The following is a 12809-nucleotide window of genomic DNA, read 5'->3' as shown; positions in this document are numbered from 1 at the left end:
TTACTCCGCCCCCAAACGCCTGCGCATCGCGGCAATCAGATCATCCGGGGCCACATCCGCCTCCACAGCCAGTTTGCGCAGGCCAAAGTGCACATGCGCAATGTCCTGATAATAGCTTGTGTAAGCGTAGTTGGTCGCAGCACCCGCCGCTGCACCAATCACCGGCACCGCCTGCGCCGCAAGCTTCTGCCCCAGCACTGGGGCCAGACGCGGCACAATCACCGAGCTGATCCATTTCGCCCCACCAACCGCCAGCCCAGCGCGCTGCTCCAGCATCGCCAAATCCGCCCCACGGTCTTCTTCAAACGGTCCATTTGCGGCCAACACTCGGACACAATCAAACCGCACGCTTTCTTGTGATGGGTCAAACCCATATTGCGCTGCAACACCCTGAATGGCGCGTAACAACACGGTCACGGTAATCGGTAGCTCCGCCAACGAAGAGGTCACCCCACCAGCGCCACCCGCTGCCCCCAGCGCTGCAGTGATTGATGCGTTGATCCAGTCGGGCTGGTCTTTGATCACCCCCCGACTGCCATCGGCCCATTTCACCGCCTGCGTCAACGCAATTTCAGTCGCGCTCCCAAGTCCCATCTGGACTTCGTGCGGCAAAGACTTGAGCAAACCGCCAACCGGCATGCCCAGCACGCCCAGCACTTTCATGCCAAGTCCACTGGCCCCTTGATAACTCGCCGCCAGGGCATCCAATTCGTGGTCTAAATCAATTTCACGCGCCGGTACGTCCGGTAAAATCTCTACGTTGGTCATGATGTTTAACTATGCAATCTCCTTCGCCGTTCAACCTTAGCACACGGATTGAACCGGCGGATCGCAACAACCTGCTCAGTAAATGAAAGGAGCATCGGCAATGATGTTACAAAGCGCTAGCCCTCCAAAACCTGACATGCCCCACTGTACAGAATAAATCATGACCTTCGAAATCTTTGCCTACGAAGCCAGCGTTTGGATTGCACTCAGCTTGGCCTGGCTTTTGATGTTCAGAGCATGCCACACATTACTTTGGCGACCAAATCAGGCACGCCAATTTTGGCAAGTGTGCAAAACTTTCTGCTTTTCGATTCTGGGGTTCTTCATACTGGCACACGCGCGTCAGAATTATGCGATTTGGCGTGTCCATTCTTTCGACGTGGATGGTGACGGCATTTTCACAGCCAATGATCCTCGCGAACCACCATTTGGCTACTTTTGGGAACAAATGATGGCAACTGATACGGCCGTTAATTTTGCAGTATTCGGAGCGACAGCCTTTTCGCTGGCCCTGCTTTTCGGCGCATTCTGCATAGCAAGCTTAGTAATTATAGCGACCAAAGTCTGGCAGCGGCTCGTTTCGCGCAAAACAACAGACGCACCAAGCGGCTAACTTTTAAGTGCAAAAGCTTCAACCTGCGGCGCAGTCAAGTTTCTTGCTATTCACGCAGTCCCCTCAGCAACGCTTTCCACATCGCCGGCAATGTCTGCCCACGCGCCGTCCACCAGCGCCCGCCCCAGTACGCGCTCCGGGTTGGTCGGCGGCGGCATGACGACATTTGCAAGTTTCTCAAAACCAAACCGGCGGTAGTAAGGCGCATCCCCCACAAGCATCACCCGCTCCCAGCCCAAGGGGGCTGCGCGGCTCAGACTGTCTTCGATCAGCAAACCACCCAATCCTTCGCCCTGATGTGTCGGATGCACCGCCACAGGCCCCAGGAGCAAAGCTTGCGCATCGCCAATCTTCACCGGCCAATAGCGGATTGCGCCCGCCAGAATGCCATCCACATCCCGCGCCACCAGCGACAGCCCCGCTACAGGCTCCACACCATCACGCAAACGATAAGAACTCAGCGCCTCACGCCCCGGCGCAAAGCAGAGGTCATACAGCGCCTCCACTTCCCACCAATCCTCACCTGTCTCCACTGCCAGCGTGAACACCGCCCGCTCTCCACCCGATTATGTCGTCTTTTTAAGGTTCCCTCGCCCCTAACATGGCGCTACGACTTCCTGCAAACCAATAAGGGAAACCTCATGTTCTATCAGCCAAAGGACGGCCACGGCCTCCCGCACAACCCGTTCAAAGCGATCATCACCCCGCGCCCGATTGCATGGGTGTCGACACAGGATGCAAACGGCGTGCGCAACCTCGCACCTTATTCGTTTTTCAACGGCCTCGCAGACAACCCGCCGCAAGTGATGTTTGCCTCTACCGGCAAGAAAGATGACCAAGCTGAAGGCAAAGACAGTCTGGCTAACATCCGCGCCACCGAGGTGTTCTGTGTGAACATCGTTGCGTCTGACATGCGCGATGCGATGAACATCTCCACCGATGGCTATGGCAAGGACGTCGACGAGTTTGAGAAAGCAGGTCTTGAGGCTGCACAATGTGACACCGTCGCTTGCCCGCGCCTTGTGGGCGCACCGGCCTCTCTGGAATGCCGCATGACGCAGATCGTGCCGCTTTTGGGGGAAAACAACTTCATGGTGATCGGCGAAGTCACAGGCGTGCATCTGCGCGACGACTGCCTTGTGGATGGCATCTTTGACGTGACGACCTTCCGCCCCCTCGCCCGCCTTGGCTACAAGGACTACTCGGTGGTCGACAACACATTCACGCTGGCCCGCCCTGGCCAAAGCTGACCCCAACACACGGAGAGCCCCATGCCCCTGCCTGATCCAACCCAGCCGCACCCCATCGTGCTCCCGGATGGATCACGCCACGCCGGCACGGTGTTGCTCTCCGCCGTGATTGAACAACCAAACTTCTCGGTCGGAGACTTCACCTATGCCTCCGACTTTGCACCGCCTGAGGATTGGGCCACCCATCTGGCCCCTTACCTCTTCCCCTTCTCGCAGGAAAAACTTCAGATCGGCAAGTTCTGCCAGATCGCACATGGGGTGCGCTTCATCACCGCCTCAGCCAATCACGCCATGGATGGGTTGAGCTGTTATCCATTCCCGATTTTTGGCGAAACCGTGCCCGAAGGATATCAGCCCGATAAACGCGACACGGTTGTGGGTCATGACGTCTGGCTCGGCTATGGCGCAATGGTGCTGCCCGGCGCTCAAATCGGTCATGGCGCGATCATCGGCGCAGGCGCGGTGGTGCGTGGCACGGTTCCGCCCTACGGGATCGTGACAGGCAATCCCGGCGCCGTTGTGCGCAAGCGGTATGACGAGGCCACAATCGCCCGCCTTTTGGTGGTCGCTTGGTGGGATTGGTCGCAGGATCGGATCGAAGCCGCCATCCCGGCGATCATGGCTGGAGATGTCGACGCGCTAGAACGTCTCTGAGGTCGTGCTCGGCACCGCCGACCCGCGCCCGACCCTCCCCATGGGAGGGCGCTTTCAGCTCTCACTCAGGATCAGGCGCGTCTCTGGACCGGGCTAAAACACCACCTCAACCAAAGTGATCCACAATGTCAGGCTCGCCGCTCCCAGCAGAGTGGTTTGCGCCACCAAAGTGGCCGCCAACTCCCGATCTGCGCCAAAACCTGCCGCCAGAACATGCGCCGCGCTTGCCGTGGGCAACGCCGCCCAGATCACCAACGCGGCCGCAACACCACTCTCAAGCCCTAAGCTGACAGCCAGTCCCAGAGCACAAGCGGGCATCACAATCAGTTTCGTGGTGCAAATCAACCCGCTGAACCGGTCCAGTCGCGCCAGCGCCCCCCAGTTCATTGTCGCACCCACAGAAATCAGCGCAATCGGGATCGCCGCCGCTGACAGCATCTCAAGCGGAGCCAATACAGGCCCTGGTATGCGCAGGCCAGAAAGCCCCACCACAACGCCACTCAACGACGCCAAAAGAAAAGGGTTCAAGGCCACTTTGCGCACAGTTCCCCAAAGCCCAAGGCTTTCACCCCGGCTCAACACGATCACCGCCAGCGCGTTGGCCATTGGCACCCCCATGCCAACCACCACAGCCATTTCACCTGCGCCAGCTTTCTCTGTTGTCGCCACAGCGATGAACGCCAACGCCGTGTTAAACCGCCAGGAAGTCTGCCAGCCCGCAGCAAAATCGCGAAACACTTCTGGGCCAAACGAGCGCGCCAAATAGCCCACTGCGAGCCCAACCGCGAGCAGCAGCCAGACAATCGGTGCGATCGACACCACTTTGGTCAGCTCAAGCGGCATCTGACTTGCCGCCACAAACAAAAGCGCTGGGAACAGAATTTCAAAATTCAGCTTGTCGAGCCCCTGCCACGCATTCAACGAAAGCCGTGGCCGCAAAATCGCGCCAAGACCCACCAATAGGAACGACGGCAGCAAACCGATCAAGATGGCAACAAATGTCATAACGGCTCCTTTGGCGTGCCACAGGCGCGCACCTGAGTGTGGCGACGTGCACAAGCCCATTTTGGGCTGGCGCTTCTAAAAGAAAGGTATTAGCGAGCAAATTACTCAACTATTAGGAGCAGAAATGTCCAAACCTGTCTTTCAAGATATCTTTTCCTTTTCCGGTCGTCGCAACCGCAAAAGCTACTTTCTTTTCACATTGCTCATGGTGATCCTTTCGATGATTGTCAGCGGTGTCACCGCCGGCGTCGCAACTGCAACCGCTGGGCTTGGCCTTATTCTGCTGGTGCTGCTCCTGCCGTTCCTCGTGGCAAGCTGGGCCGTTGGCAGTCAGCGCTGTCGTGATTTCGGCTGGACCGGCTGGGCCATTCTGATCACCATCATCCCCGGCATTGGCATCCTCTTCGCCATTGCGCTTCTTTTTGTTCCCGGAACGCAAGGCGCCAACCGCTACGGCCCTGATCCGCTGGGCAACACAGCAGATACCGCGCCACAAGCTGCATAAAAAAAGGGCTGGCCCATCGGCCAGCCCTTTCTCGTTTCTTTGATACGGTCTTTAGTGACCGCCGCTCAGAACACCCGTGCGCACCGAGTAATCCACGGCGATCTCGTATTCCGGGTCATCATCGCTATCCACCATCAGGTGGCCCGCTTTGCTCAGCAGTTCATGACAATCGCGGCTGAGGTGACGCAGCACCAGCTGCTTGCCCGCCTCTTCATACTTTGCTGCCACTGCCTCAATCGCCTGCAATGCAGATTGATCCACCACGCGCGAACGCGCAAAGTCCACAATCACATGCGCTGGGTCATTATCGATCTCAAACAGCTCGGCAAAGCCATCCGCAGAACCAAAGAACAGCGGCCCTTCGATTTCATAGACCTTCGCTCCCGGATCAGACTCGCTTTCGCGGGTGTGGGCATGAATACGGCGCGCGTTCTGCCAGCTGTAGGCCAGCGCGCTCACGATCACCCCGACAACCACCGCCACGGCGAGGTCTTCGAGCACGGTCACAACCGTCACCAGCACGATCACAAAGGCATCCATACGCGGCACACGGCGCATGATCTTAAAGCTGTTCCAGGCAAAGGTGCCGATCACCACCATGAACATCACGCCCACCAGCGCGGCCAGCGGAATACGTTCGATCAGCGGGCTTGCCACCACGATAAAGGCCAACAGGAACAGCGCCGCCGCAATACCGGCGATCCGTGTACGGCCCCCAGATTTCACGTTGATCATCGACTGACCAATCATCGCACAGCCACCCATGCCGCCAAAGAAGCCGGTCACCACATTCGCTGTTCCCTGCGCGATACATTCCTGGCTCGCGCCACCGCGCTTGCCGGTCATTTCGCCCACAAGGTTCAGGGTCAGCAGGCTTTCAATCAGTCCAATCGCCGCGAGGATCACCGCATAAGGCAGAATGATGTAAAGCGTTTCAAGGTTGAATGGCGCGAGCAACGCTGGAGGATAAAGCCCCTCACCTTCGCCAAACGGCATGTGGAAGCTTGGCAAACCACCTTTGATGGAGGCCATGTCGCCCACGGTTGGCACGTTGATGCCCAGCGCGATCACGAGGATGGCGGTGATGCCAATACCCGCCAGCGGTGCCGGAATGACTTTCGTCAGCTTCGGCAGCCCCCAGATGATCGCCATTGTCAACGCAACAAGGCCCAGCATCATCGCCATCTGTGGCCCGGCAAGCCACTGCTCTGCATTGGTCGGATCCTTAAATTGCGTCAGCTGTGCAAGAAAGATCACGATTGCCAGACCGTTCACAAAACCCAGCATCACGGGATGCGGCACAAGGCGAATGAACTTACCCCAATGCATCGCACCTGCAAAAATCTGCAAGATCCCCATCAGGATCACAGTCGCAAACAGATATTCAACGCCATGTTCCGCCACCAGCGCGACCATCACAACCGCCAGCGCCCCGGTTGCCCCAGAGATCATACCGGGCCGGCCTCCGATCACCGCCGTGATCAATCCCACAAGAAAGGCCGCGTAAAGACCAACCAACGGGTCCACACCCGCCACAAAGGCAAAGGCAACCGCCTCTGGCACAAGCGCAAGCGCAACGATTAGGCCCGAAAGCACCTCCGTCTTGATGCGGCTCGGGGTGAAACCCTCATCCTGCATGATGGAAAGATTGGGGGGGGAAATATTCTTGGCCAGCATGGCCAACGCCGCGCGTCTCATATAGCTACCTGCGTTTGTCTGGGAATGTTCGCTTTGAAGCCTCCCTAGCCGGTTTAACGCAAGCAAACAATAGCCACGCCCAGATCGGCCCGGAACAGCGGCCCGTTACACGCAGTCCCACGCCACCACAGCCCGCGCCGCTCAATAAATGCGCGCGCCAAAGCAAAACGGCCCCATCCTGTGATGGAGCCGCAGACAATACCGAACATCTGACACCAGATGCTCGCCGCTCTGGATCAGTTGGTCAGGCTCAACAGCGCATCTGTGCGGCCCTCGTTGCGCAGGTCAGTAATGGCCGCTGCCATCCCAGACACCGCATCCGGATCGGTCGCCAGGTTGCAGGCGAAATCCAGCGGCACTTCCTGTAGTGCCAGCACCTGCTCCACGGCAACGTTTTCAAGCGACGCCGCATGCGGCCCACTCAGCGTGCCGCTGACCCAAAGATCCACACGCCCGTGCGCGAGCTTTTTCACATTCAGCAGATCATCGGTAACCTCTTGCAGGTTGGGATGTCCCGCAGCCCGCAACGCTTCGGTGCTGCCCCACCCAGCTGTAACCCCCGTGGTGTAGGTGAAGCTCTCTTCGACCGATGAAATGCTGATACCGCTGCCCTCTTTGGCAAAAATAGCATAGCCATCGGTGAAGATATTGCCGGCCCAGGCGAAGCGGTCCTCGCGCTCTTCCGTGTGCCAAAGACCAATGAAACAAACGTTCGCTGTCTTCTCCACTTCAGCCAGTGCACGCTTGAGCGGGCGATATTCAAATTCCACTGTGACACCTGCGCGCGCCGCCGCCTCGCGGATGATGTCCGCCGCAGGTCCTGCGACTTCTTCGGCGTCATTCAGATAGTAAACCGGGTGATACTCGTCGGCATATACGCGCAGTGTAGTTTCAGCCAAAGCCGGGCTGGCAACACCAGCTATCAGCATCGCCAGTGTAGAAGCCACTGCAAGGGTGCTCTTGGGGTTCATCATGCGTCCTTTTGTTCGCTACATTGTGTTCGCTAAAGTCAAAGTCCATGCCATGGGTATTGAGGTGGGCACGCATCGTGTCGCACTGGCTAAGAAACAGACGATAACAACAGATTAATGGGCGCGCGGGCGGATCCGCTTGATTCAGATCCGGAGTCCGACCATGACTATCAACGACACAAAATTTGGCTGAAAATAGAAGAAGGTGCGCCATGACCAAAACGATGATTGCCGTAATCGGTGGTTCTGGAATTTATGACATCGATGGGTTGGAAAACGCCAAATGGCAGACGGTGAACAGCTCGTTTGGCACCCCATCGGACGAGATTCTCACCGGCACACTGGATGGAGTCGGCATGGCATTCCTGCCCCGCCACGGCCGCGGCCACGTCCACACGCCATCCTCTGTCCCCTACCGCGCCAACATTGACGCGCTCAAACGTCTTGGGGCAACCGATGTGATTTCCGTGTCGGCGACAGGCTCCTTCCGCGAAGAAATGGCACCGGGTGATTTTGTCATCGTCGACCAGTTTATTGATCGCACCTTTGCACGTGAAAAATCCTTCTTCGGCCCCGGTCTCGTGGCCCATGTGAGCGTCGCGCACCCCACCTGTCCGCGCCTCTCTGAGGCCTGTTTCACCGCGGCCAAAGACGCAGGCATCAATGTACACAAAGGCGGCACCTACCTCGCCATGGAAGGCCCGCAGTTCTCCACGCTCGCCGAAAGCAAAATGTACCGCGAAAGCTGGGGCGCGGATGTGATCGGCATGACCAACATGCCCGAAGCCAAGCTCGCCCGCGAAGCCGAGCTGTGCTACGCCTCAGTCGCCATGGTCACGGACTATGACAGCTGGCATCCTGACCACGGCGAGGTGGATGTCTCAGAGATCATCAAAGTCTTGATGGGCAACGCTGACAAAGGCCGCAACATGGTGCGCCGCCTGCCTGCGCTTTTGGGGGCGGACCGCGCGCCCTGCGAATATGGCTGTGACCGCGCGCTGGAATACGCGATTTTGACAGCGCCAGACAAACGAGACCCGGCCATGGTCGAACAGCTCAACGCAGTGGCCGGGCGGGTTTTGTAAGCTGGATCAGCTTTCCGAAATGGTTTCGGTAACAGAGACCGTCACCCGCTGAATAACATTCAGCTTCCGTTTGACAACAGTGGTCCACGGGTGGGAACTGCCTTCGCACTTCTGCCCGTTGGCCCCCGCAGCCTCTTCAGTGTATTCGATTCCAAATTCGTCAAATTTCTGCGGCGTCACGAAATTTGAATACTCAGCAAAAGACACCGCCACGGTCTGAACATTGATCGTCCCGCTTTCCTGCAAGACAACCTGATTGAGCACCTTTTCGACGGTACAGGCCTTAAAGCCCTTAGACAGGTGCCACGCCATGTCGTGTTCACAAGTCGGATCCTCAAAGTTCTTTGCTGTGTCCTTCAGGTTGGTGATGGCCGCATTCCGCCCAACAAACTCACGCCCCTCATATGACACTGGTTCTTCCCCAGTCAGCGCCAGAGTCTTATCCGCGTCTGAACCAAACATCGTCTTCACCAGCGCGATCGACTTGACGTAATTGGGAAAATCCTGCCTTAACTGATTGTAGTATATAGATTTTTCAATTGGCCCGCGATGGATGCTGTCAATCGCGAAATCGCAAATCCGTGTCACTTTGCCATTCGGGGACACCGCAACAACGCTGCCTGGGGTCAGGCGAATGGGGTTGGTATCAAACTCCAACTCATGAAATGCATAAATGTCATCCTCCGTGACTGTGGTAAACCAAGAGAACGCGAACAGCCCAGCGACAACCATCGCGGCTGTCACGAGCACAGTTTTCACCAATTTCATCGGATTCACCATCTACTTGGAACAACAACTGCCAGATCCACAGGGATAGTGGGTGTCAGGGCAAGACTGTGCATGAACAGGGGTGTAGAGCGAAAAGGCAAAAACAGCTGCCAGAAGAAATTTTGTCATAACGAACCTCACAAATACGCAACAAAACAAGGGCCATCATATCATATTTTTTGAATCTAGTCGCCTCAGGCTATCCTGACCCGTCCAAGTGGTGACTTTGGACAACGCTCACATGGCCACTTGCAAGCAAAAGCCCCCGTCGACAAAGTAAACAGCGCATACAATGCCCCACACAGGACACCCCCCAATGCCCTTTGACCTCTGGCTCACCTTCGTCGCCGCCTCCACCGCTCTTCTGCTGATCCCCGGCCCAACCATCCTTCTGGTTCTCAGCTATGCGCTGACACAAGGGCGTCAGGTCGCGCTTGCCACAGTCGCAGGTGTGGCGTTCGGAGATTTCATCGCCATGTCGGCCTCTCTTTTGGGGCTTGGCGCCATTATATTGGCCTCCGCAACCGCCTTCACGGTGCTAAAATGGGTCGGGGCTGTCTACCTGCTGTGGCTCGGCTTCAAGATGCTGCGCAGTGCGGGCAGCTCGGATCTGGGTGACCTCACCAAAGGGGCCAATTTGCCCGCACGGGGTGTCTTTGGCCATGCTGCGGCCGTGACCGCTTTGAACCCAAAAAGCATCGGCTTCTTCATCGCCTTTGTGCCGCAGTTCATCACGCCCACAGCGCCAATGCTGCCGCAATTTGCTCTTCTCATCACAACATTTGTGGGCCTGGCAGCGCTCAATGCGCTCGCTTACGCCTTATTGGCTGACAAGATGCGCGCGCGCATTTCCCGCCCCGGTGTTATGCGCAATTTGACACGTCTCGGTGGGGTCACTCTCATGGGAATGGGCGTGTTGACTGCGACATTAAAAAAAGCAGCCTAGCTCCCGTTTTTCTTCAGAAATTTGCGAATAAAGCCGCGAATTTCACGCGCTGCGCTGGTATCGAGCTCTTTGCACAGCTCAACAAAGGCATCGCGCTCTTCCTTGTCCAGTCGCAAGATCAGCTGACTGTCTTTCTTGGCTTTCGACTTTGTCATGGCTTTCGCCTTCTTGTCCGAAGCCCCCTTTGGGGTGTCCCCTGAATCGCTCTTTGCCACCTTAATCCCCTGGTAAGGAAAACCTTGATATTCTCAGGTGCGTATATACGTTAAATATACATAGTCCAGAAAATTCTAAAAGCAGAAGCAGTTGAAGAAGGGACATGTCATGAATCTCTACACAGCCAAAACCCTATTGGTGAACGATCGCCTGGATTGGCACAAGCCGCACGCGCGCTGGCTGACCAACGCGATGTACCGCCTGCGCCGCTACAAAGGCGCGGCAAAACGCCAATAGCTGCCGAGGGCAGACCCTCTTGCGAAACCTGGCCGCTTTGGGCACATGTGACCCGTCAAAAAACACATATGTTTGAGGGACCAAATGCCCAAAGCCGCCCAAGTCAAAGACTACATTCGCACCATCGTGGATTTCCCGCATGAGGGCATCATGTTCCGCGATGTCACCACGCTGTTTGCCGACCCGCGCGGCTTTCGCATGGCGATTGACCAGATGCTGCACCCCTATGCCGGCACGCGCATCGACAAGGTGGTCGGGCTTGAGGCCCGCGGCTTTATCTTAGGCGGCGCGATTGCCCACCAGCTGAGCGTCGGCTTTGTGCCGATCCGCAAAAAGGGCAAGCTGCCCGGCACCACCATCTCTCAGGACTACAAACTGGAATACGGCGAAGCCATCGTGGAAATCCACGATGACGCCATCCAGCCGGGTGAAAAGGTTCTGGTGGTGGACGATCTGCTGGCCACCGGCGGCACCGCTGAGGCGGGCATCAAGCTGATCGAGCGCCTTGGCGGCGAAATCATCAGCTGCTCTTTCATCATCGACCTGCCAGAACTCGGCGGACGCGAAAAGCTCGAAGCCATGGGCATGGATGTCTCCGTGCTTTGCGAGTTTGAAGGTCTCTGATCCTACCCCTTCCCGTCCCAATACGGGCAGTTACACACGCAAAGTATTCTACAGCACCGCGCCGGGGTTCATGATCCCGGCCGGATCCAGCGCGGCTTTGATCGCGCGCATTGCAGCAAGGCGGGCCGGATCGCCGTATTTCTGCAAAGCCGCCACCTTCAAACGCCCCACCCCATGCTCAGCACTGAACGAGCCACCATAGCTGTGCACAAGGTCATAGACCGCATCACTCACGCTATGGCGGACATTGTCATAATCATGCCGGTCGCCACCTTTGGGTGGGAAGACATTATAGTGCAGATTGCCGTCACCAAGATGCCCAAAGCAGTTGATGCGCAGAGGCCCAAACTGCGCAACCTTGGCATCAGCCTCCGCAATAAACGCAGGCAAAGCGCCCAAAGGCAGCGAAATGTCATGGCTCGCAACCGAGCCGACCTTCTTATTGGCAATCGGAACATGCTCTCGCAAGCGCCAGAAGTCCGCACGCTGCGTCTCACTCTGCGCAATCAACCCGTCGCTCACCAGCCCTGCGTCCAGCGCGGCTTCAAACAACGCTTCCAAAGCGGCATCGGCACCACTTTGCATGCCCAACTCAATCAACACCGACCAGGCCGGTGGCACATCAAACGGCAGGCGTACATCGGGCAGCGTGTCGGCAACAAACGCCATACCTTGCGCGCTTAGCAACTCAAACGCGCTCACGCTCTCTCCGACCTGATCGCGCACCAATGCCAACAGCCGCAGTGCCGCTTCAGGGTCGGTCACTTGCAGGATAGCCGTCCCCACCGAACGCGGGCGCGGAAATAGTTTGAGCGCGGCGGCGGTGATCACTCCAAGTGTGCCCTCAGCTCCCACCAGCAGATTGCGCAGATCATAACCGGTGTTGTCCTTGCGCAGCCGTGTCAGCCCATGCCAGATGTCGCCATTTGGCAGCACAGCCTCCAGCCCAAGGCAGAGATCGCGGGTATTGCCATAGCGCAGCACGTTCAGCCCGCCTGCATTGCTCGACAGGTTGCCCCCAATTCGCGCAGAGCCCTCAGAGCCAAGCGAGAGCGGGAACAAACGATCCTCCGCCGCTGCTGCGGCCTGTATCTCCGCCAGAATAGCGCCGGCATCGGCCACCAGAACGTTTTCCAGCGGATAGACAGCCCGAATGCGGTTCATCCGCTCAAGCGAGAGCACAACCGGTGCCGGCCCCTCTGGTTTGACCTGCCCCCCAACAAGCCCCGTGCCGCCGCCGTAGGGCACCACCGGCACCTTGGCCTTGGCACAAGCCTTCACAATGGCCGCAACCTCTTCGGTGCTGCGGGGCAATGCCAACACGCCACCTCCCCCAAAAAACCGCCCACGCGGCTCCTCCAAGTACCGCGCATCCGGAATGCGCAGCGTGTCTGACGGCAAAGTCTCAGCAAGGCGATCAGCAAAGGCGGGCGTGGCATCTTGTAACGTCATACCAAAGGCTTACGGGA

16 protein-coding genes are annotated in these 12809 nt (G+C 57.6%); 8 read left to right on the top strand and 8 right to left on the bottom strand.

Annotated features, from left to right (window positions below; all coding sequences use genetic code 11):
* Positions 1–768 carry an EcsC family protein gene (locus tag PJL69_RS00710; RefSeq protein WP_271307956.1) on the bottom strand — a complete coding sequence of 256 codons (768 nt, stop codon included), beginning with the start codon at positions 766–768 and terminating at the stop codon, positions 1–3.
* Between the two features lie 160 nt (positions 769–928).
* On the opposite strand from PJL69_RS00710, the gene PJL69_RS00705 reads away from it, so the two are divergent.
* Positions 929–1381: a hypothetical protein gene (locus PJL69_RS00705; RefSeq protein ID WP_271307955.1), complete on the top strand. Its 453-nt coding sequence runs from the start codon at positions 929–931 to the stop codon at positions 1379–1381.
* Positions 1382–1431: 50 nt separating this feature from the next.
* On the opposite strand, the gene PJL69_RS00700 is transcribed toward PJL69_RS00705, so the two are convergent.
* Complete coding sequence (locus PJL69_RS00700; protein WP_271307954.1) at positions 1432–1929, bottom strand: GNAT family N-acetyltransferase; 498 nt, start codon at positions 1927–1929, stop codon at positions 1432–1434.
* 93 nt (positions 1930–2022) lie between these two features.
* On the opposite strand from PJL69_RS00700, the gene PJL69_RS00695 reads away from it, so the two are divergent.
* Complete coding sequence (locus PJL69_RS00695) at positions 2023–2631, top strand: flavin reductase family protein (protein WP_271307953.1); 609 nt, start codon at positions 2023–2025, stop codon at positions 2629–2631.
* A 21-nt stretch (positions 2632–2652) separates the two neighbouring features.
* The gene (locus PJL69_RS00690; protein WP_271307952.1) at positions 2653–3285 is read left to right on the top strand and encodes a CatB-related O-acetyltransferase; all 633 of its coding nucleotides are present in this window, start codon (positions 2653–2655) and stop codon (positions 3283–3285) included.
* Positions 3286–3378: 93 nt separating this feature from the next.
* On the opposite strand, the gene PJL69_RS00685 is transcribed toward PJL69_RS00690, so the two are convergent.
* Positions 3379–4290, bottom strand: a complete 912-nt coding sequence (locus PJL69_RS00685; RefSeq protein ID WP_271307951.1) for an AEC family transporter — start codon at positions 4288–4290, stop codon at positions 3379–3381.
* Positions 4291–4414: 124 nt separating this feature from the next.
* Between PJL69_RS00685 and PJL69_RS00680 the strand changes: the two genes are divergently transcribed.
* Complete coding sequence (locus tag PJL69_RS00680) at positions 4415–4795, top strand: DUF805 domain-containing protein (protein ID WP_271307950.1); 381 nt, start codon at positions 4415–4417, stop codon at positions 4793–4795.
* 51 nt (positions 4796–4846) lie between these two features.
* Here the strand turns inward: PJL69_RS00680 and PJL69_RS00675 are convergent, their stop codons facing one another.
* The gene (locus PJL69_RS00675; RefSeq protein ID WP_271307949.1) at positions 4847–6493 is read right to left on the bottom strand and encodes a SulP family inorganic anion transporter; all 1647 of its coding nucleotides are present in this window, start codon (positions 6491–6493) and stop codon (positions 4847–4849) included.
* Positions 6494–6729: 236 nt separating this feature from the next.
* Positions 6730–7467, bottom strand: coding sequence for a substrate-binding periplasmic protein (locus PJL69_RS00670; protein ID WP_271307948.1), 738 nt, complete (start codon positions 7465–7467; stop codon positions 6730–6732).
* 209 nt (positions 7468–7676) lie between these two features.
* Here PJL69_RS00670 and PJL69_RS00665 point away from each other — a divergent pair, with 209 nt between their 5' ends.
* Positions 7677–8549, top strand: coding sequence for an S-methyl-5'-thioadenosine phosphorylase (locus tag PJL69_RS00665; RefSeq protein ID WP_271307947.1), 873 nt, complete (start codon positions 7677–7679; stop codon positions 8547–8549).
* 6 nt (positions 8550–8555) lie between these two features.
* On the opposite strand, the gene PJL69_RS00660 is transcribed toward PJL69_RS00665, so the two are convergent.
* Entirely contained in the window at positions 8556–9317 is a 762-nt protein-coding gene (locus tag PJL69_RS00660; protein WP_209097602.1) for a hypothetical protein, read from the bottom strand.
* Positions 9318–9633: 316 nt separating this feature from the next.
* On the opposite strand from PJL69_RS00660, the gene PJL69_RS00655 reads away from it, so the two are divergent.
* A complete protein-coding gene (locus tag PJL69_RS00655) occupies positions 9634–10263 on the top strand; it encodes a LysE family translocator (protein ID WP_271307946.1) in 630 nt (209 codons plus the stop codon).
* Here PJL69_RS00655 and PJL69_RS00650 read toward each other — a convergent pair.
* Positions 10260–10418 carry a hypothetical protein gene (locus PJL69_RS00650; RefSeq protein ID WP_271307945.1) on the bottom strand — a complete coding sequence of 53 codons (159 nt, stop codon included), beginning with the start codon at positions 10416–10418 and terminating at the stop codon, positions 10260–10262. The two genes, PJL69_RS00655 and PJL69_RS00650, sit on opposite strands and share 4 nt — an antisense overlap.
* Positions 10419–10587: 169 nt before the next feature.
* Between PJL69_RS00650 and PJL69_RS00645 the strand changes: the two genes are divergently transcribed.
* The gene (locus PJL69_RS00645; protein WP_271307944.1) at positions 10588–10716 is read left to right on the top strand and encodes a hypothetical protein; all 129 of its coding nucleotides are present in this window, start codon (positions 10588–10590) and stop codon (positions 10714–10716) included.
* An 84-nt stretch (positions 10717–10800) separates the two neighbouring features.
* Positions 10801–11340 carry an adenine phosphoribosyltransferase gene (locus PJL69_RS00640; RefSeq protein WP_209097604.1) on the top strand — a complete coding sequence of 180 codons (540 nt, stop codon included), beginning with the start codon at positions 10801–10803 and terminating at the stop codon, positions 11338–11340.
* Between the two features lie 48 nt (positions 11341–11388).
* Here PJL69_RS00640 and PJL69_RS00635 read toward each other — a convergent pair whose 3' ends face one another.
* Positions 11389–12792, bottom strand: coding sequence for an FAD-binding oxidoreductase (locus tag PJL69_RS00635; protein WP_271307943.1), 1404 nt, complete (start codon positions 12790–12792; stop codon positions 11389–11391).
* Positions 12793–12809 lie beyond the last annotated feature (17 nt).

Source organism: Shimia sp. MMG029 (assembly GCF_027947445.1).
Taxonomy (GTDB): domain Bacteria; phylum Pseudomonadota; class Alphaproteobacteria; order Rhodobacterales; family Rhodobacteraceae; genus Shimia.
Note: the sequence above shows the minus strand (reverse complement) of the source record. Positions and strands in the feature narration are given on the sequence as shown.

Coding starts and splice junctions, on each gene's coding strand:
- PJL69_RS00710 (WP_271307956.1), bottom strand. CDS start 768: ATGACCAACGTAGAGATTTTACCGGACGTACCGGCGCGTGAAATTGAT.
- PJL69_RS00705 (WP_271307955.1), top strand. CDS start 929: ATGACCTTCGAAATCTTTGCCTACGAAGCCAGCGTTTGGATTGCACTC.
- PJL69_RS00695 (WP_271307953.1), top strand. CDS start 2,023: ATGTTCTATCAGCCAAAGGACGGCCACGGCCTCCCGCACAACCCGTTC.
- PJL69_RS00690 (WP_271307952.1), top strand. CDS start 2,653: ATGCCCCTGCCTGATCCAACCCAGCCGCACCCCATCGTGCTCCCGGAT.
- PJL69_RS00685 (WP_271307951.1), bottom strand. CDS start 4,290: ATGACATTTGTTGCCATCTTGATCGGTTTGCTGCCGTCGTTCCTATTG.
- PJL69_RS00680 (WP_271307950.1), top strand. CDS start 4,415: ATGTCCAAACCTGTCTTTCAAGATATCTTTTCCTTTTCCGGTCGTCGC.
- PJL69_RS00675 (WP_271307949.1), bottom strand. CDS start 6,493: ATGAGACGCGCGGCGTTGGCCATGCTGGCCAAGAATATTTCCCCCCCC.
- PJL69_RS00670 (WP_271307948.1), bottom strand. CDS start 7,467: ATGATGAACCCCAAGAGCACCCTTGCAGTGGCTTCTACACTGGCGATG.
- PJL69_RS00665 (WP_271307947.1), top strand. CDS start 7,677: ATGACCAAAACGATGATTGCCGTAATCGGTGGTTCTGGAATTTATGAC.
- PJL69_RS00660 (WP_209097602.1), bottom strand. CDS start 9,317: ATGAAATTGGTGAAAACTGTGCTCGTGACAGCCGCGATGGTTGTCGCT.
- PJL69_RS00655 (WP_271307946.1), top strand. CDS start 9,634: ATGCCCTTTGACCTCTGGCTCACCTTCGTCGCCGCCTCCACCGCTCTT.
- PJL69_RS00650 (WP_271307945.1), bottom strand. CDS start 10,418: ATGACAAAGTCGAAAGCCAAGAAAGACAGTCAGCTGATCTTGCGACTG.
- PJL69_RS00645 (WP_271307944.1), top strand. CDS start 10,588: ATGAATCTCTACACAGCCAAAACCCTATTGGTGAACGATCGCCTGGAT.
- PJL69_RS00640 (WP_209097604.1), top strand. CDS start 10,801: ATGCCCAAAGCCGCCCAAGTCAAAGACTACATTCGCACCATCGTGGAT.
- PJL69_RS00635 (WP_271307943.1), bottom strand. CDS start 12,792: ATGACGTTACAAGATGCCACGCCCGCCTTTGCTGATCGCCTTGCTGAG.